This is a genomic window from Rhizobium lentis (genome assembly GCF_014200175.1).
GTDB lineage: Bacteria > Pseudomonadota > Alphaproteobacteria > Rhizobiales > Rhizobiaceae > Rhizobium > Rhizobium mulingense.
The window spans coordinates 149188-166807 of the sequence record NZ_JACHBD010000002.1; the positions used below are offsets into that span (position 1 = coordinate 149188).

The window sequence follows — 17620 nt, forward strand, 5'->3', positions numbered from 1 at the left end:
GAACTGTGATTGGCGGCCGGCTTTGTTATAAGGCGCGGCAATCACCGCAGATGGAACGAGACCTATGCTCGATACCCTGAAGAACAACGGAAATGCCGCTTATGCGGGCTCCGGCAGGAGCGCCTATGGCGATGCGTTGTTCCATTCCGCCCGCGTGCGGCGGCTGAAGATTCTGCTGCCTGTGGCCGCCCTCATCGTCGCCGCTGGCCTCGCGGCGGTGGCGCTTGTCAGCATCTACCTGCCCGAAAACGTCAAGTTCGAAGGTGCCAAGATCGAGAACGGCAAGGTCGTGATGGAGAAGCCGGCGATCGCGGGCCGCAATTCCGACGGCATCAACTATTCGATGCTCGCCGAACGGGCATTGCAGGATATCCGCAATCCCGATCTCATCACGCTGGAGACCATCAAGGCGGCCGTGCCGATGAATGACGGCCTGATCGCCCGCGTCGTGGCCTCGACCGCCGATTACAACCGCGCCACCGACAATCTGCATATGACGGCCCCCTTCACCCTGGTGCTGAGCAGCGGCCTCAATGCGCAATTCCAGTCCGCCCGGCTCGACATCAAGGGCGGCAACATGCGCAGCGACGACCCCGTCACCATCACCAAGGACAATGCTTCCATTGTTGCGAAGACGCTTGAGATAACAGATAAGGGGCGGGTGATCACATTCGAGGGGAATGTTCGCATGAATGTCGATCCATCCACCATCCATAAACAGGGCACCTAACCAGCCGGGTCATCCATGACAAAAGATTGTCGCATTTCAGCTTGCAAGACGGGCGTAGCATTCATTGCCGGCGCGTTTGCCCTTATCCTGACGGCCTCGGGCGCCGGCGCGCAGCAGGCGACGGCGATGTCGGGGATGAAACTTTCCAACGACCAGCCGATCCAGATCGAAAGCGACAAGCTCGAGATCCATGACCAGGAGCACACCGCCCTCTTCACCGGCAATGTCAAGGTCGTCCAGGGAACGACGACGATGCAGTCTGGCAAGATGACCGTCTATTATAAGGATAAGGCGGCAAAGCCGGGCGCCGATGGGGCTCAGCCCGCCGCCCAGCCGGAAAAGTCTGCCTCGCTCGCATCGGGGAGTGCCGACATCGACAAGATCCTGGTGACCGACAAGGTCCTGCTAACCTCGGGCACGCAGACGGCGACCGCCGATGACGGCAATTTCGACATGGCCTCGCAGACATTCATCCTGACGGCGGATCAGGGCAATAAGGTTATTCTGTCGGATGGGCCGAACGTCTTTACCGGGTGCAAACTGACCGTTCACATGCAATCCGGCCAGGCGGAGCTTGAAAGCTGCGGCGGGCGTGTCCAGATTCAGCTCGATCCGAAATCGCAGCCGAATGCGCAGCAGAAGCAGAACTGAGAAGCCGGCCTCCCACGTGAAATTATCATCGCTATCCACCATGTTCGGCCAGCCCGAGCCACAAGCTGCGGGTGCCGCCGACAAGAGTCGCTATCAGGGAACGCTGATCGCCCGTGGTCTGACGAAGACCTATGCGACGCGACGCGTCGTCAACGGCGTTTCGCTGGTGGTGCGCCGTGGCGAGGCCGTCGGCCTGCTCGGTCCGAACGGTGCGGGCAAGACGACCTGTTTTTACATGATCACCGGCCTTGTGCCGGTGGATGAAGGCACCATCGAAATCGACGGCAACGACGTGACGACTATGCCGATGTATCGCCGCTCCCGCCTCGGCGTCGGTTACCTTCCGCAGGAAGCCTCGATCTTTCGCGGGCTGACGGTGGAAGAAAATATCCGCGCCGTTCTCGAAGTGCATGTCAAGGACAAGGCCGATCGCGAGCAGAAGCTGAACGAGCTGCTGGAGGAATTTCATATCCAGAAGCTCAGAAAGAGTGCCGCCGTCGCTCTTTCCGGCGGCGAGCGCCGCCGTCTCGAAATCGCCCGTGCGCTGGCGACCGACCCGACCTTCATGCTGCTCGACGAGCCCTTTGCCGGTGTCGACCCGATCTCGGTCGCCGACATCCAGAATCTCGTCCATCATCTGACGGCGCGCGGCATCGGTGTTCTCATCACCGACCACAATGTTCGCGAGACGCTTGGTCTCATCGACCGCGCCTACATCATTCATGCCGGCGAAGTGCTGACCCATGGCCGGGCGAACGATATCGTCAACAATCCGGAAGTGCGCCGGCTCTATCTCGGCGACAATTTCAGCCTCTGAGGCCGGATCAGGCTGATTTTCGAGCAAATCGGAATCCGTCATGCTCCCGTCGGCGCGGAAATTCACCTTGCCGCTTAGTTCCGCTTGACCAAATGAGATAAAAAAGCAATTTTTGGGCCAACTTGGTTTCCGTGGCCTGAGGCGTTAACTGGACGCGGTTTCCCGGAGGAATTGAGGGGAGTTTCGCGTCCGTCATGGCACTGTCCGCCAATCTTTTCCTGCGCCAGAGCCAGTCCCTGGTGATGACACCGCAACTGATGCAATCCATCCAGTTGCTGCAGATGACGCATTTCGAGCTCAGCCAGTTCATCGCCCAGGAAGTGGAAAAGAACCCCCTGCTCGAATTCCCGTCAAACGACGGCGAGGCGGGCGACGAACGCGGTGGCGGTGAAGACGAGCAGTTTGGCCAGCCGCCGGAGGATGCCGGCTCGGACGACGGCGCCGACAATCGCGCCGAGGCGCTCTCCAGCGACTGGTACGACAATGGCGGCAGCGAAAGCACCGGCCGGCTGAACGACGAGCTCGACGCCAATTATACCAATGTCTTTCCCGACGACGGCGCCCCGCAGCGCCTCGATGCGCCGGAGCTTGTCGGCCAGTGGAAGTCGATGCCGGGCAGCGCCGAGGGCGCCGATTACGATCTCGACGATTTCGTCGCCGGCCAGCTGTCGCTGCGCGACCACCTCGCTCAGCAGATCCCCTTCGTCCTGCCCGATATGACCGACCGGCTGATCGCGCAGAATTTCGTCGATCAGCTCGACGATGCCGGTTATCTGCAGACCGATCTCGTAGAGATGGGCGAGCGGCTCGGCACGAGCCTGCCGCAGGTCGAACACGTTCTTGCCGCGCTCCAGACGCTCGATCCGCCGGGTGTTTTCGCCCGCAGCCTCGCTGAGTGCCTGGCGATCCAGCTCAGGCAGAAGGACCGCTACGACCCTGCCATGCAGGCGCTGGTCGACAATCTCGAACTGCTGGCGCGGCGCGATTTCGCCACGCTGAAGCGGCTTTGCGGTGTCGATGAGGAAGACCTCCTCGACATGCTCGCCGAGATCCGCCAACTCAATCCGAAACCCGGCAGCGGTTTCGAGGCGGGTGTTTCCGAAGCGATCATGCCCGATGTCGTCGTCAGGCCGTCGGCAGACGGCGGCTGGCTGGTCGAGCTCAATCCGGATACGCTGCCGCGCGTGCTGGTCAACCAGTCCTATTTTTCGCGCGTGGCCAGGAACGGTGAGGATTATGCCTTCCTTTCCGAGTGCCTGCAGAGCGCCAACTGGCTGACGCGCAGCTTGGACCAGCGGGCGAAAACCATCATGAAGGTGGCAAGCGAAATCGTCCGCCAGCAGGATGCCTTCCTGCTCAACGGCGTCGACCACCTGCGGCCGTTGAACCTGAAGACAGTGGCCGAGGCGATCAAGATGCACGAATCCACCGTCAGCCGCGTCACCTCGAACAAATACATGCTGACGCCGCGCGGCCTCTTCGAGCTTAAATATTTCTTCACCGTGTCGATCAGCGCCGTCGAAGGCGGCGACAGCCATTCGGCCGAGGCCGTACGTCACAAGATCCGCGCCCTCATCATGCAGGAGAGCCCGGACGCGGTGCTCTCCGATGACGATATCGTCGATATGCTGAAGAAGGGCGGCATCGATCTCGCCCGCCGCACCGTGGCGAAATACCGGGAAGCGATGAATATCGCCTCCTCGGTCCAGCGCCGCCGCGAGAAGCGGGCGCTCGCCAAGGTCGCGGGCTTCTGACGCGGGTCTCATACAGGCGCCGGGTTCGACCGCATCTCCAGCCATACCAGGTGTCACCACGCCGCTGTCCGGCTAAATTTGGTGGACTTGCTGCACGGTGTTGATTCTACTGCGTATCAGACGGTTCTCGGCGCTTTGGACAATTCAAGAGATCGCCGCCCGCCACCAGCCGGATCGAGCCGCGGACCTCGACCCGGCAGGTTAGTGTGAGGGGCAGCCGTCGACGCCAACCGGACAGTAGTGGTGTCACCGCAATAATGATAGCCGCAAGGCGGCACAGCTTAAGCGCGAAGCATTGAAAGCCATCGAAGCGGGGATCGTCAGGAGCGCTTGCCGGCAAGGAATCCTCCGCACGTTTCCCGCGCATCTCCGAAGGCCATTTTCCGCCCTATTGACTTTTCGGTAAGCTCTGGCTAGAAGCCCGCCGCAATCGACGCCGTGAGCGCTTTTAAAAGTTATCCCCATCATCCCAAGGGCACCGAGGACCCGCAGGCCCACGCCGATCTTGCTTGAGATTGCGCGAAGTGCTTGGATGAACCTGAGGCTTGGCGTAAACTGATACCCGCAAACGACCATAAGAAGGGAAACTCCATGAGTGTGCGTGTATCCGGGAAACATATGGAAATTGGTGAATCCTTCCGTCAAAAGATCGAGGACCAAATTGGTATGGCCATCACGAAATACTTCGACGGGGGGTATTCCGGCCAGGTGACCGTCGAAAAGGCGAGTTCTCGTTTCTCGGCAGACTGCAAGCTTCATCTCGACAGCGGAGTGGTGCTGCATGCCGCCGGCGAAGCAACCGATCCCCAGCTTGCCTTCGACGCCGCTTCCGAGCGCATCGAGAAGCGTCTGCGCCGCTACAAACGCAAGCTGAAGGACCATCATGCCGGAAACCACCTGAATGGTTTTGCAGAAGTCTCCTACACGGTCATGGACTCCGTTCCTGATCACGAGGATGAAATTCCCGACGATTTCGCCCCAGCTATCGTCGCTGAAAGCACGAAGCAGCTGAAGACCATGTCGGTCGCCACCGCCGTGATGGCGCTCGACATGACCGACGAGCCGCTTCTCCTGTTCCGCAGCCCCGGCAAGGAACATCTGAACATTGTTTACCGTCGCCACGACGGGAATATTGGCTGGATCGATTCGGCCAATATCAAAGGCTGAGATCAGGGCGGTGAGCGGCGGTATCGTCGCCGCTCCCCCGCGTCATCTGATCCCGGCGACAGAAGGAAAAAGAAATGGCATTGGCAGATTTGCTCCATCAGGATGCGATCATTCCCGCCCTCAGAGTAAATTCCAAGAAACAGTTGCTTCAGGAATTGGCGGCACGAGCCGCAAGGATCACCGGGCTCTCCGAACGGGAGATCTTCGACGTCATCCTGCAGCGCGAACGCCTGGGCTCGACCGGCGTCGGCAACGGTATCGCCATTCCTCACGGCAAGCTGGTAAACATTCATTCGATCGTCGGAATCTTCGCCCGGCTGGAGCAGCCGGTCGATTTCGAAGCGCTGGACGACCAGCCGGTCGATCTCGTCTTCCTGCTGCTGGCGCCGGAAGGCGCGGGCGCCGATCATCTCAAGGCGCTGTCACGCATAGCCCGCGTCCTGCGTGATCACGATCTCGTGGCAAAGCTGCGCGCCACCGATTCCGCCTCGGCGATATACGCCTTCCTCAACGAAGAGCAGACCTCGAACGCGGCCTGAACCGCTTCCATTCCTGACAAAAAAAGCGCCTGATTTCGCAGGCGCCTTTTTTCGTTATAAGACGGAACCGAACGATCAGAACTCTTCCCAACTGTCCTGCGCCACGGCGGCGGAACCGCGCGACGGCGCGGCCGGTCGGCGGGCCGCCGGGGCGGCGGTCCGAGCTGAAGCGGCTGGGGCCGCCGGCGCCCGCATCTGCTGGGCGACGGCGGTGAGCTGAGCGGCGTTGCCCGAACCGGAGACCCGGAAGCGTGTGGCGAGCGCCTTCAGCGTCTGCGCCTCGTCGTTGAGCGCCACGCTGGCGGCGGTCGCTTCCTCGACCATCGCTGCGTTCTGCTGCGTAACCTGGTCCATCTGGTTCATGGCCTGGTTGATTTCCTTGAGACCCACGGCCTGTTCGCTCGCCGAGGCCGAGATCTGCCGGATGAGGTCGTTGATGCCCATCACCTGTTCGGCGATCTTGTGCAGCGTGCCGCCGGCACGCCCGACGAGATCGACGCCCTCCTTGACCTGGACGGCCGAGGTGTTGATCAGCGTCTTGATCTCCTTGGCGGCGTTGGCCGAACGCTGGGCGAGCTCGCGCACTTCCTGGGCGACGACGGCAAAACCCTTGCCGGCCTCGCCGGCGCGCGCCGCCTCGACGCCGGCATTCAGCGCCAGCAGATTGGTCTGGAAGGCGATCTCGTCGATGACGCCGATGATCCGCGAGACCTCGGTCGAAGACTGTTCGATCCCCCGCATCGAGGCGATTGCCTTCTGCACCACCTCGCCGGACCTTTCGGCATCCTGACAGGCGAGGCTAACGTTGTCGGCCGCCGTGCGCGCATTCTCGGCGCTGGAATCGACCTGCGCGGTGAGCTCGTTGAGCGCGGCCGCCGTCTCCTCCAGGCTGGCCGCCTGCTGCTCGGTGCGCTTGGCGAGGTCGGAGGCGCTGTTGCTGATCTCGCCTGTGCCCGAGCCGATATTGGCGACGCTGAGGGTCATGGTGTTGATGGTCTCTTCGAGGCTTGCAAGCGCCGCGTTGAAATCCTGCTTCAGCTTGCCGTATTCGCCGGGGAACTCGTCGGTGATGCGGTGGCCGAGATTGCCGCGCGACAGCTCGGAAAGGCCGGCGCCGACGATCGAGACGATGCGGCGCTGTTGCGACACCGATTCTTGCCGTTCCGATTCCGACCGGCCGCGCTCGGCCTCCGCCGCCTGCCGCTCTCTGGCAGCCTCGTCTTCGAGGCGCTTGGTGTCGGCGAGCGTGAAGCGGAAGCCTTCGAGCGCCTTGGCGACCGAACCGACCTCGTCGCTCCGATCCTGGGCTGCGACCGCCTCCTCATAGTGGCCGTCGCTCAGCGCCTTGACGCTGGCGACCAGCCCGCCGAGCGGCCGTTGCACGAGCGAACGGACGGCGAGATAGAGCGCCAGCATGACCGCGCCGAGCACGATCAGCCCGTTGATGATCATCATGTATGTCTGGTCTTTGACCGGTGCATTGATGGCCGTGTGCGGGACATCGACGAGCACGACCCAGGTGGCGTTGACGCCGGGAACGGCGAAAGGATAGACGACGCGGTCGAAGGGATCGAGGCCGTCATAGGTCAGGTTCCTGACGAGGCCGGGCTCTTTGTTCGACAGCGCCGCCTTGACGACGTCGGCGCCTTCTCCGTCATATTGCTTGGTCATCAGGTCGGGGTTTGGCGCGACAATCCAGTTGCCGGCCTGCGACAGCAGCGTCACGCGGCCGGAGCCGAAAGGATGCAGCGCCTGCAGCTTGTCGGTGAGCGACTTCAGCGAAATGTCGACGCCGGCGAGACCGATCATCTTGCCGCCGGCCGTGACGGGATAGGCGATCGAGGTCAGGAGCGTCGGGACATCTGTTCCCTCGGCAAGGTACGGCGTGGTGATCGCGCCCTTGCCGCTGTCAGCGGCGAGCTTCCACCATTCGGCAGTATAATCATTGTCGAAGGTTGAGTACTGGACGCCGCCATCCTTGGTCTTCGACCAGTAGGGCGTGAAGGCGCCGTTCTTGTTCGTCCCTTCGTCATTATTGTTGGCGATCTCGGTGGTCTTGCCGTCGAGCGCCCCGAGCTGCTCGCAGAACCAGCTGCCGAAGGCGAAGGCGTTCTGCTCGAGATTGGCTTTCAGCACATTGATCATGCCCTTGCGGTCGAGCGATTTGCCCTCATGGCCGCGGCCAATCACGCCCGACATGGTGCGTGCGGCGCTGGCGAGTTCGCCGACATTGGCGGCGATTTCGTTGGCGATCGATTTTGCCTCGAGATTGGCCTGATCCATTGTCAGCGTCTGGACGCGATCCCGTGTCTGGCCGATGAGGAAAAAATTCGAGACGATGAGAACAAGCGCGATGGCAATGCCAGTGATGACGAGAAGTTTCGCTGCAAGCGATTTCATGCGAAAAATAAACATGGGGTCCTCGGGCAAGGATACGCCGAACGGGCATTCTCCGGCGCAGGAGCGAAGGCATCGCCCCGTCATGGAGCAGCCGGCCTGCAGCGGCGCGCGTCTTTCAAGACGCCACGGGACGCTGCAGCACTTTGAACTGGCGGCCGGCTGCAATAACGAAGGGCGCCGGCGACCACGAGGAAGATCGCCGGAGATACCTTAAATTTGAATGAAACTCGAATGGTCGAGGCAAGGAAAACCGCAGAAATTCCCTCAAAACCAATGGGTTTTCTTGGCGGCTTCGCAAAGAGACTGAAACTATAGTCTGTCCGCGACGTCCTTGCTTGACGGGATTGATGGCTGTCTCCCGATTTGAGGCATGCGAGCGAACCGGCGACCGCGGCGCCCGCGATCTACACGTCGAGCTTGTCGGCTACCCGTTGAGCATCAAATCGGAATGGCGGAGCGTGCTGGGGTTGGACCCGAATGCCGCCCTGAAGCGCTTTGCGAAATGCGCCCTCGATGCATAGCCCACCGCGATGGCGGCGGCTTGAGCGCTCTCGCGCTGCGCCATCAAATGCCGCGCCGCCAACATCCTTTCGCGCCGCAACAGTTTGGCGAAAGAGATACCTTCCTCCGCTAGTCGCCGGCGCATGGTGGATTCCGATAGGCCAATCATCCTCGCAACCTCGGGCGCCCGCCAGTCAAGGGAGAGGTCACTGGCGATCAGCCCAAGCACCCGCCCCGTGATCGACACGTCGAACATGGGACGCGCTGCCGGATCGCCATGGAGGAGCGCAAGAAGTTCGGTCAGCCGCGAGCGCCGCACGGAGGATTGCGCGGGGCCATCGGCGATCGCCGAGGCGGCATGAATCACGGCATCGACCAGATGTGGCGTCAGCTCGACCTGCAGGGGCTCGACGGCGGCCCTGCGGCGGTCGGCAATCGTCGACGGAACGCTGGCCTCGAGCAGGACCGAAGCGTCCGGCACCTCGAGGATCAGCGACTGATAGAAGCCGTGACTCTCATCCGGCAGGTTGAGGATGTCCATCTTCGTCTTTGCCGGCAGCACAAACAGCGAGCCGGCGCGAAGCGCAGAGCCGTTCATGCCGCGCCAGACTTCCTTGGCGCCGGAGACGACAACGCCCAGGATCGGATGCGGAAGTTCGATGGCGATCAGGCGTTCCTTGGCCAGGGCACAATAGGAAAACAGGTTCTCGCCATGCACGAGGCTGCCCCCGGTGCCCGCCGCTCGAAACCGTGCCAATCCCTCCAGCAGCGCGGAAGAGAGCGCTTGTTGTGATGCCTTCCCGATGTCCATGCGTATGACTTTATCCGATGGGCATGGCTGCGAAAATGATGGATTGACCGAAATGGGCTCATCTCCGGTCGAAGCGGGCGCGATGAGGCGCGGCTTTCCCGCAATTCTCGCCACTCCGCAACAGGAGTGAGCTTATGAGACAGATGATTTCCAGGAAGGTGCTGCAGGCCACGGCGGCGGCGATCTTTGTAGCGACCAGCACCCTGACCAATGCCTCCGCCGAGGAAACGGCGAAGGTCGTCACTGTTATCGATGGGTTTCAGTCACCCGAGAGCGTCCTGACCGTCGCCGATCGCCGCTTCGTATCGAATATGGGGAAGGCGCTCGATCCCATGGCGAAGGACGGCGACGGCTTCATCTCCGAGGTTTCCGCCGACGGCAAGGTCGTGACGCTGCGAGCTTTCCCGCCCGCCGGCGAGACGCTCGATGCGCCGAAGGGCATGGCTGCGGTTGGCGGCCGGCTCTATGTCGCCGATATCGACCGCGTCGTCGGTTTCGACCTGACGAGCGGGGCGCGCGTCTTCCAGCAACGCCTTCCGGGAGAAGAGCCAGCGCTCGCGAACGATCTCGTCGCGACCGCGGACGGGCAATTGCTGCTGACCGATAGCTTGCGCAACGCCGTCTATCGGCTCGACCCGAAGGCCGGCAGCATCGCCGAGCTCGCCAGCGGTATTCCCGGCGCGAACGGGATCATCGTCGAGCCGCAAAGCCGGCGCGTTCTCGTGGCCGGAATCGGCAAGAATTTCGGCGGCGGCGATATTTTTGCCATCGACGAGAGCGGCAAAGCAAGCCGCCTCGAACAGTCGCCGCATGGCCTGTTCGACGGACTGGCGACGCTGCCGGATGGCCGGCTGGCGGTCTCGGATTGGAAGGCGGTCGATCGCCCGGTTCCTGGAGCGCTGATCCTCTTCTCGGTCGATGGCGCTCCGACCGGCGAAATCCGGTTGGAGCGGGACATTCATGGCCCTGCCGATTTCACCGTCGACGGCGCGGCCGGCACGCTCTGGATACCGGCGACGCGCGACAATCAGGTTGTGATTTTCCGCCCGGGTGGCTAGCTCGGGCACGCACTGATCTTCTGTTGCCTGAACACGCGCTATGCCGGCACGGTCGTCAGCCTCCGTCCGTGGCGGCCGCCGGTCGGCGGGCACGTCGGCAAGGAAAACCGCAGAAATTCCGTCCAAACTAATGGTCTTTCTCGTCGGCTTCGCAAAGAGACTGAAACTATATTCTGTCCGCGACGTCCTTGCTTGACGGGATCGATGGCTGCGCCCCCGATTTGAGGCATGCGAGCGAACCGGCGACGGCCGCCCGGCGCAACGCCGTGGGAAAATCGAGGCCGTCGTCGAGGCTTGCGGCGAAATAACCGCAGAAGGTGTCTCCCGCCCCCACCGTATCGACCGGTTCGATTTTCAGGCCTTGCGCCCTGGAAACGACCCCGTCGCGGATGGCGATGACGCCATCGCCGCCGAGTGTGACGATCAGCGTCTGGCCGGTCTCCTGATGCAGGCGGTGAAGGGCTGCCTCGCGTGCCTCGGCGTCCATGCCGTCCTGTCCGGCGAGCCGCTCGAACTCGGTTTCGTTGGCGATGACAATATCGGCCAGGCGGCCGAGACGCGGCGCATCGGGGATCAGCGGCGCGAGGTTGAGGATGCTGGTGATGCCCTTGGCGCGGGCAGCCGACAGCGCGTGTTCGACGGCATCGACCGGCACTTCGAGCTGCAGCATCAGGATATCGCCTTCGTTCATCCTGCCGACCGCCGTCTCGGCATCGGCAGCCGTCACCAGGCCGTTGGCGCCGGGGACCACAGCGATCATGTTCTCGCCATCGCCGCCGACGAGGATCAGCGCCGTGCCTGTGGGGCCGTCGACATGCTTGACCAGGGAGAGGTCGGTTCCGGCATCATCGAGTAGGGCGAGCGCATCCGCGGCAAAACCATCCTTGCCGACGCCGCCGGCCATATGCACATAGCGACCAGCGCGGCGGGCTGCCAGCGCCTGATTGGCACCCTTGCCGCCGGCGGCCGTGGCAAATCCGTTGCCGGCGACCGTCTCGCCGGGCTTCGGCAGGCGCGCGGTCGTGGCGATGAGATCCATGTTGATGGACCCGAAAACTGTGATCATGAGGATGTCCTGTCTTTTGGAACACGCGGGCGACGTGATGTTCCAACTCTTGTATGAAATGCGGGGCAGACACTGCCCGAAGCGGTCACTCCTCGTCAACCATCCGAAGCTTGAGAAGACCGGTGCGGCTTTCCACTGATTTGGCCGGAGTCTCGTCGTCCGGCCTGATATCGCCGCTCGCCTCGAATTCCAGCGCTTCGATCTTGGCGCCGCGCCTGGTGAGCTTGTCGGCCGATGTAACGACCATGTCGATATCCTTCTGCGCCATGGCGAAATGGCCCTGCAGCTTGCGCACCCGCTCGTCGAGCCGGCCGAGATCGTCCATCAGCAGCGCCACCTCGCCCTGAATCAGATGCGCCTGCGCCCGCATGCGCTGGTCCTTCAGCACCGCCTGGATAACCTGGATCGACAGCATCAGCAGCGACGGCGAGACGATGACGATGCGCACCCGGTGCGCCTTCTGCACCACCGGCTCGAAATTTTCGTGGAGCTCGGCAAATATCGATTCGGACGGCACGAAGAGAAAGGCGGTATCCTGGGTTTCTCCCTGGATCAGGTATTTCTCGGCAATATCCCGGATATGGATCTCCATGTCGCGGCGGAACTGCTGGCCGGCGAGCTTGGCGGCCTCGGGGCTGCCGGCGTCGCGGATGGCGTTCCACGCTTCGAGCGGGAATTTCGCGTCGATGACGAGCGGCGGCGCGCCGTTCGGCATGCGGATCGTGCAGTCCGGCCGCGAGCCGTTGGACAGCGTCTGCTGGAAGGCGTAGGCGCCCATCGGCAGGCCGTCGGCAACGATCGTCTCCATCCGCGACTGGCCGAAGGCGCCGCGCGTCTGCTTGTTGGAAAGTATCGCCTGCAGCCCGACGACGTCCTTGGCGAGCGTCTGGATATTGTTCTGCGCCGCATCGATGACCGCCAGCCGCTCCTGCAGCCGCTGCAGGTTCTCATGCGTCGATTTGGTCTGCTCGGCGATCGTCGAGTTCATGCGCTGCGACATGCCGTCGAGACGCTGGCTGATCGTCTGGTTGAGTTCGCTTTGCCGCGCGCCGAAGACCTCGGTCATCGCCGCGATCCGACCCTGCATCTCCGCCTGGATCTTCAAAAGCTCGGCCATGCGCATCGCACTTTCCCTGGCGCGCAGATCCGCCTCCTCCGCCTGTTCGCGGCGAAGCCCGGCGGCGCGCAAAAAAAGGACGATCACCAGCAGGATGAGGACTGCAAGAACGCCGCCGGCCAGCGCCAGCATGGTCGGGCTGATCGAGGCGACGGAAGCTGCGAGCGATTCGGAAGTGGCGGTCATGGCGCAACCATAACAGAACATATGGCAATATATAGATCAAAACGTGAACGAAATCGGTGATCCTCAATATCTTCCAAGGCCACCGCGCCTTGCCGGCCCACGCGGAAAATCGCGGTCGGATTTAATGATTGCTCAACCATATTCGCCAAAAGCTGTGGCGCAGAATTCCCTCCCGCGCCGTCGCGCCAAATACAGAGATACCCATGACATCCCAGCAGACCGACAGCGCGCTCAAACAGCGTCTCGATTTCATCGAACTGGACGAGGCGTCACGCAAGTCGATGCGAGAGCTGCGCCCTGTGATTGCCGAGTTGATCGGCGGCGCCCTCGATAAATTCTACGCCAAGATCGCGAGGACGCCCGCTGTGTCGAGCTTCTTCCCTGACAAGGTCCATGTCGGCCATGCCAAGAAGCGGCAGCAGGATCATTGGGCCAATCTTGCAGGCGGTACGTTTGATGAAAGCTATGTCGAAGGCGTGACCGCCGTCGGCCGCACCCATGCTCGCATCGGGCTGGAGCCGCGCTGGTATATCGGCGGCTATGCCCTCGTCATGTCCGAGCTCGTCAAGGGCATCATGGAGAAGCAGTGGCCGTCGGTCTTCGCGCGCCAGCAGGGCAGGCAACTGGCGGAGAAGCTGTCCGCCGTCATCAAATCGGGCATGCTCGACATGGATTATTCCATCTCGGTCTATCTTGAGACCCTGGAAGCCAAGCGCCGCGCGCTGGAAGAGGAGCGCGCCAAGGCGCAATCCGACCAGGTCATCGCGCTGGAGCAGCTGCGCCGCGGCCTGGAAGCACTGTCGAACGGCGATCTCGAAGCAACTCTGCCATCCGACCTGCCGGGTGATTTCAGGCAGATGGCCGAGGATTACAACCGCGCCGTCAGCGCTCTTCGCCAGTCTTTCGCATCCGTGCGCGATACGTCGGGCCAGATCATGAGCGGCGCCGACGTCATTTCCAATGCAACCAACGACCTGGCGCTGCGCACCGCCCAGCAGGCAGCCGGCGTCGAGGAAAGTTCAGCGGCCCTGCAGCAGCTTTCCGTCAGCGTCGGCCAGACCGCCGCCAATGCCGAAAAGGCTTCCGGCGCCGTGCGTGAGACACAGCAGAAGGCGAAGAATTCCGGTGAACTCGTCACCAGCGCCGTCTCGGCGATGGCCGGCATCGAAAAATCCTCGACCGAAATCTCCAAGATCATCGGCGTCATCGACGAGATCGCCTTCCAGACCAATCTTCTGGCGCTGAATGCCGGCGTCGAAGCAGCGCGCGCAGGTGAAGCCGGCAAGGGTTTTGCGGTCGTCGCCCAGGAAGTCCGCCAGCTCGCCCAGCGCACGGCTGAAGCCGCCAAGGAGATCAAGAACCTGATCTCGCAGAGTTCCCGCCAGGTCAATGAGGGTGTGGGCATCGTCTCCAGCACCGGCGAGGCGCTGAACGACATGATCAGCCGCATCGATATCATCAACCGATTCGTCGCCGATATTGCCGCCGCCGCCCGCGATCAGGCAACCGGCGTCAACGAGGTCAGCGTGGCGATCCGCAGCATGGGCGAAATCACCCAGCAGAATTCCGGCATGGTCGAGCGCACCTCGGCGGAAACCCGCCGGCTCACCGATGAGGTGGGAAAGCTGATCGAGCTGCTGCAACACTTCCGCGCCCGGCCGGAAGGCCGCGCCGTCACGGCTGCCCGCCGTGCGGCTTGACGCGAATATGGCAAAATTCCGGGCGGGGATGCAAAAAAGCGTCTTCCCCGCCCGCCGGATAATTCCATAGTGAGAAAAGATGGGTTATTGGAACGCCCATGACCATCAAGCCACTCATCATTCTTCCCGATCCCCTTCTCCGCCAGCTCTCAAAGCCGATCGAGCGGGTCGACGCCGACCTGCAGCGTCTGGCCGACGACATGCTGGAAACCATGTATGATGCGCCGGGTATCGGCCTTGCCGCCATCCAGATCGGCGTGCCGCGCCGCATGCTTGTCATCGACGTGTCGCGCGAGGGCGAAGAAAAGCAGCCGCAGGTCTTCATCAATCCCGAGATCGTCAAATCCTCCGACGAACGCTCGGTCTATGAGGAAGGCTGCCTGTCGATTCCCGATTATTATGCCGAGGTCGAGCGGCCGGCCGTCGTTTCGGTGAAATATCTCGACCGTGACGGCAAGGAACAGACGGTGGAAGCCGACGGCCTGCTCGCCACCTGCCTGCAGCACGAGATCGACCATCTGAACGGCGTGCTGTTCATCGATCATATCTCGCGGCTGAAGCGGGAGATGGTGATCAAGAAGTTCACCAAGGCGGCGAAGTCCAAGGCGCTCTGAGTGTTGCGTTGAACAGGCGCCGGCGAGGCACTATGATATCATCGATATCATGATGGAGGTGCCGAATGGGTGATTGCTTATTCGCGATGTTCCTGAGGCAATGAAACGGCAACTTCAGGAAAGCGCGCAGCGTAATGGCCGCAGCCTTTCGGAAGAGGCGATCGAAATCATCCGCCGGCAGATTGCGGCCGGGCGTTCGGGGGCTTCCGCCGGACAGCGCCTGCGCTCGCTGATGAGCGATGAAAGATTGACCGATGAGGGGGTGGAATCCATCGCCGCATCCCGCCACGAACCCGATCGCGAACCGCCGCACTTCGACACATGATCGTCCTCGATACGAATGTGATTTCCGAGTTGCAGGGGAGAACCCACAGCGAGCGGATATTGAACTGGCTGGATGGCTACGACGTTGAGGCGCTTTTCCTGACGACGATCGCCGTCGCCGAAATGCGCTATGGACTTGAACTCCTCGACGATGGCAGGCGAAAGACGGCGTTGATTTCCGACTTCAATCGGATCGAGTCGGAATTTGCCGGCCGTATCCCCGGTTTCTCTCTGAGCGCCGCCAATCGCTACGGCCTTCTGGCGGCGCAGCGCAGAAAGACGGGGCGGATGGAGACTAAGGATGCCATGATCGCCGCCATCTGCCTTGCAAACGGCGCCACGCTCGCCACCCGCAGCATCCGAGATTTCGAGGGGCTTGATCTCAAGCTCGTAAACCCGTTTGAAGACGGCTGATCCTCAATTGGCGAGATAGAATGTCTCTTAGCATCATTTTCATGGGAACTCCGGAGTTCTCGGTTCCGACCCTGCGCCTGCTCGTCGACGCCGGCCACAGGATCGTCGCCGTCTATACGCAGCCGCCGCGGCCGGGCGGCCGGCGCGGGCTCGATCTGAAGAAATCGCCGGTGCATCAGGCGGCCGAGCTGCTCGGTCTCCCGGTCTTCACGCCGGTCAATTTTAAGGATGCGGAGGAGCGCGAGAGGTTTGCCGCGTTCAAGGCCGATGTCGCCGTCGTCGTCGCCTACGGGCTACTGCTGCCGGAGGCGGTTTTGAACGGCACCCGCGACGGCTGCTATAACGGCCATGCCTCGCTGTTGCCACGCTGGCGGGGTGCTGCGCCGATCCAGCGGGCGATCATGGCCGGCGATGAAAAGACCGGCATGATGGTGATGAAGATGGACAAGGGTCTTGATACCGGCGCCGTCGCACTGAGCCACGAAGTCGAGATCGGCCCGAACATGACGGCAGGCGAATTGCATGACCGGCTGATGCTGGTCGGCGCCAAGGCGATGGCGGAAGCCATGGTGAAGCTGGAAATGAACGACCTGCCGCTGACGCCGCAGCGGCAAGACGGCGTGCTTTATGCCGCCAAGATCGACAAGGCCGAGACGCGCATCGACTTCGCCAAGGAGGCGCGGGATGTGCACAACCATATCCGCGGCCTGGCACCGTTCCCCGGCGCCTGGTTCGAGCTGGAGATCGGCGGCAAGCCGGAACGGGTGAAGGTGCTGGGGTCAGAGCTGGCCGAGGGGCAGGGGACCGCCGGACAGTTGCTGACCGACGATCTCGTCGTCGCCTGTGCTTCTGGCGCCGTGCGGCTGACACGGCTGCAGAAGGCAGGCGGCAAACCGCTCGCCGCATCCGATTTCCTCCGGGGCACGTCGCTTGCGGCCGGCACGAGGCTTTCCTGATGCCGCGCTACCGCATGACCGTCGAATATGATGGTGGTCCCTATGTCGGCTGGCAGCGGCAGGAGAACGGTCCGTCGGTGCAGGGTGCGATCGAAGCCGCGGTGCTGTCGCTGACCGGCGAGACCGTTTCGGTTCGCGGCGCCGGCCGCACCGATTCCGGCGTCCACGCCATGGGACAGGTGATTCATGCCGATCTTTCGAAGGAATGGTCGCCCTACCAGTTGCAGAACGCCCTGAATGCGCATCTGAGGCTGGCCGGCGAGCGCGTCTCCATTCTCGACGTCGCGGCGGTTCCCGAATTCTTCGATGCCCGCTTCTCGGCTCTGCGCCGCCATTATCTCTACCGGATCGTCAGCCGCCGGGCGCCGCTGGCGCTCGAAGCCGGCAAGGCCTGGTGGGTGCCGAAGACACTCGACCACGAGGTCATGCACGCCGCCGCCCAGCGGCTGGTTGGCCGGCATGATTTCTCCACCTTCCGCTCCGCCCATTGCCAGGCGAGCAGCCCGGTGCGCACGCTGGACCGGCTCGATGTGACGCGCAACGGCGCGCTGATCGAGATCCGTGCCACGGCGCAGAGCTTCCTCCACAACCAGATCCGCTCCTTCGCCGGGACGCTGAAGCTCGCCGGCGAGGGCAAGTGGACGCCCGACGATGTCGAGGCGGCGCTCGAAGCGCGCGACCGCAAGGCCTGCGGCCCGGTGGCGCCGCCCGACGGGCTCTATTTCCTGCAGGTGGATTATCCTGAGGTGATCACCGATCGCCGTAGGCTGCCCGCCGACGAAAGCGACGACGATCTCTCATGATGTCCAATCTCA

At 62.5% G+C, this 17620-nt stretch carries 17 protein-coding genes; 13 read left to right on the top strand and 4 right to left on the bottom strand.

Annotated features, from left to right (window positions below; all coding sequences use genetic code 11):
- The first annotated feature begins 64 nt into the window (after positions 1–64).
- The 6 genes from lptC to ptsN all read left to right on the top strand — a co-directional run bounded on the left by lptC (position 65) and on the right by ptsN (position 5658).
- A complete protein-coding gene (gene lptC, locus GGI60_RS06400; protein WP_183914163.1) occupies positions 65–730 on the top strand; it encodes an LPS export ABC transporter periplasmic protein LptC in 666 nt (221 codons plus the stop codon).
- A 15-nt stretch (positions 731–745) separates the two neighbouring features.
- Entirely contained in the window at positions 746–1381 is a 636-nt protein-coding gene (locus tag GGI60_RS06405) for an LptA/OstA family protein (RefSeq protein WP_183914165.1), read from the top strand.
- A gap of 40 nt (positions 1382–1421) precedes the next feature.
- Entirely contained in the window at positions 1422–2198 is a 777-nt protein-coding gene (gene lptB / locus GGI60_RS06410; protein WP_183914672.1) for an LPS export ABC transporter ATP-binding protein, read from the top strand.
- 194 nt (positions 2199–2392) lie between these two features.
- Positions 2393–3952, top strand: a complete 1560-nt coding sequence (gene rpoN, locus GGI60_RS06415; protein ID WP_183914167.1) for an RNA polymerase factor sigma-54 — start codon at positions 2393–2395, stop codon at positions 3950–3952.
- 591 nt (positions 3953–4543) lie between these two features.
- The gene (gene hpf / locus GGI60_RS06420) at positions 4544–5119 is read left to right on the top strand and encodes a ribosome hibernation-promoting factor, HPF/YfiA family (RefSeq protein ID WP_003570772.1); all 576 of its coding nucleotides are present in this window, start codon (positions 4544–4546) and stop codon (positions 5117–5119) included.
- A 74-nt stretch (positions 5120–5193) separates the two neighbouring features.
- Positions 5194–5658: a PTS IIA-like nitrogen regulatory protein PtsN gene (gene ptsN, locus GGI60_RS06425; protein WP_003570770.1), complete on the top strand. Its 465-nt coding sequence runs from the start codon at positions 5194–5196 to the stop codon at positions 5656–5658.
- Positions 5659–5733: 75 nt separating this feature from the next.
- Here ptsN and GGI60_RS06430 read toward each other — a convergent pair whose 3' ends face one another.
- A complete protein-coding gene (locus tag GGI60_RS06430; protein WP_183914168.1) occupies positions 5734–8073 on the bottom strand; it encodes a methyl-accepting chemotaxis protein in 2340 nt (779 codons plus the stop codon).
- Positions 8074–8482: 409 nt separating this feature from the next.
- The gene (locus GGI60_RS06435; protein ID WP_183914170.1) at positions 8483–9370 is read right to left on the bottom strand and encodes an AraC family transcriptional regulator; all 888 of its coding nucleotides are present in this window, start codon (positions 9368–9370) and stop codon (positions 8483–8485) included.
- Positions 9371–9504: 134 nt separating this feature from the next.
- Between GGI60_RS06435 and GGI60_RS06440 the strand changes: the two genes are divergently transcribed.
- Positions 9505–10428, top strand: coding sequence for an SMP-30/gluconolactonase/LRE family protein (locus tag GGI60_RS06440; protein WP_183914172.1), 924 nt, complete (start codon positions 9505–9507; stop codon positions 10426–10428).
- Between the two features lie 166 nt (positions 10429–10594).
- Here the strand turns inward: GGI60_RS06440 and GGI60_RS06445 are convergent, their stop codons facing one another.
- Both GGI60_RS06445 and GGI60_RS06450 read right to left on the bottom strand, forming a co-directional pair.
- Positions 10595–11494, bottom strand: a complete 900-nt coding sequence (locus tag GGI60_RS06445; RefSeq protein WP_183914174.1) for a ribokinase — start codon at positions 11492–11494, stop codon at positions 10595–10597.
- Positions 11495–11579: 85 nt separating this feature from the next.
- A complete protein-coding gene (locus GGI60_RS06450; RefSeq protein ID WP_183914176.1) occupies positions 11580–12797 on the bottom strand; it encodes a DNA recombination protein RmuC in 1218 nt (405 codons plus the stop codon).
- A 203-nt stretch (positions 12798–13000) separates the two neighbouring features.
- On the opposite strand from GGI60_RS06450, the gene GGI60_RS06455 reads away from it, so the two are divergent.
- The 6 genes from GGI60_RS06455 to truA all read left to right on the top strand — a co-directional run bounded on the left by GGI60_RS06455 (position 13001) and on the right by truA (position 17608).
- Positions 13001–14497, top strand: a complete 1497-nt coding sequence (locus tag GGI60_RS06455) for a globin-coupled sensor protein (protein ID WP_183914178.1) — start codon at positions 13001–13003, stop codon at positions 14495–14497.
- Between the two features lie 98 nt (positions 14498–14595).
- Positions 14596–15111, top strand: coding sequence for a peptide deformylase (gene def, locus GGI60_RS06460; RefSeq protein ID WP_183914180.1), 516 nt, complete (start codon positions 14596–14598; stop codon positions 15109–15111).
- Positions 15112–15184: 73 nt separating this feature from the next.
- Complete coding sequence (locus GGI60_RS06465) at positions 15185–15436, top strand: FitA-like ribbon-helix-helix domain-containing protein (protein ID WP_409527248.1); 252 nt, start codon at positions 15185–15187, stop codon at positions 15434–15436.
- Positions 15433–15849 (top strand): type II toxin-antitoxin system VapC family toxin, encoded by a 417-nt coding sequence (locus GGI60_RS06470; RefSeq protein ID WP_183914184.1) that lies wholly within the window; start codon positions 15433–15435, stop codon positions 15847–15849. Before GGI60_RS06465 ends, GGI60_RS06470 begins: the two co-directional genes overlap by 4 nt.
- Before the next feature lie 20 nt (positions 15850–15869).
- Entirely contained in the window at positions 15870–16805 is a 936-nt protein-coding gene (fmt, locus tag GGI60_RS06475; RefSeq protein ID WP_183914186.1) for a methionyl-tRNA formyltransferase, read from the top strand.
- Positions 16805–17608: a tRNA pseudouridine(38-40) synthase TruA gene (gene truA / locus GGI60_RS06480; RefSeq protein WP_183914188.1), complete on the top strand. Its 804-nt coding sequence runs from the start codon at positions 16805–16807 to the stop codon at positions 17606–17608. Before fmt ends, truA begins: the two co-directional genes overlap by 1 nt.
- The last annotated feature ends 12 nt before the right edge of the window (positions 17609–17620 follow it).

Excerpts from the sequence above, each read along its gene's own strand:
- lptC (WP_183914163.1), top strand. The coding sequence starts at position 65 with ATGCTCGATACCCTGAAGAACAACGGAAATGCCGCTTATGCGGGCTCC.
- GGI60_RS06405 (WP_183914165.1), top strand. The coding sequence starts at position 746 with ATGACAAAAGATTGTCGCATTTCAGCTTGCAAGACGGGCGTAGCATTC.
- lptB (WP_183914672.1), top strand. The coding sequence starts at position 1,422 with ATGTTCGGCCAGCCCGAGCCACAAGCTGCGGGTGCCGCCGACAAGAGT.
- rpoN (WP_183914167.1), top strand. The coding sequence starts at position 2,393 with ATGGCACTGTCCGCCAATCTTTTCCTGCGCCAGAGCCAGTCCCTGGTG.
- hpf (WP_003570772.1), top strand. The coding sequence starts at position 4,544 with ATGAGTGTGCGTGTATCCGGGAAACATATGGAAATTGGTGAATCCTTC.
- ptsN (WP_003570770.1), top strand. The coding sequence starts at position 5,194 with ATGGCATTGGCAGATTTGCTCCATCAGGATGCGATCATTCCCGCCCTC.
- GGI60_RS06430 (WP_183914168.1), bottom strand. The coding sequence starts at position 8,073 with ATGTTTATTTTTCGCATGAAATCGCTTGCAGCGAAACTTCTCGTCATC.
- GGI60_RS06435 (WP_183914170.1), bottom strand. The coding sequence starts at position 9,370 with ATGGACATCGGGAAGGCATCACAACAAGCGCTCTCTTCCGCGCTGCTG.
- GGI60_RS06440 (WP_183914172.1), top strand. The coding sequence starts at position 9,505 with ATGAGACAGATGATTTCCAGGAAGGTGCTGCAGGCCACGGCGGCGGCG.
- GGI60_RS06445 (WP_183914174.1), bottom strand. The coding sequence starts at position 11,494 with ATGATCACAGTTTTCGGGTCCATCAACATGGATCTCATCGCCACGACC.
- GGI60_RS06450 (WP_183914176.1), bottom strand. The coding sequence starts at position 12,797 with ATGACCGCCACTTCCGAATCGCTCGCAGCTTCCGTCGCCTCGATCAGC.
- GGI60_RS06455 (WP_183914178.1), top strand. The coding sequence starts at position 13,001 with ATGACATCCCAGCAGACCGACAGCGCGCTCAAACAGCGTCTCGATTTC.
- def (WP_183914180.1), top strand. The coding sequence starts at position 14,596 with ATGACCATCAAGCCACTCATCATTCTTCCCGATCCCCTTCTCCGCCAG.
- GGI60_RS06470 (WP_183914184.1), top strand. The coding sequence starts at position 15,433 with ATGATCGTCCTCGATACGAATGTGATTTCCGAGTTGCAGGGGAGAACC.
- fmt (WP_183914186.1), top strand. The coding sequence starts at position 15,870 with ATGTCTCTTAGCATCATTTTCATGGGAACTCCGGAGTTCTCGGTTCCG.
- truA (WP_183914188.1), top strand. The coding sequence starts at position 16,805 with ATGCCGCGCTACCGCATGACCGTCGAATATGATGGTGGTCCCTATGTC.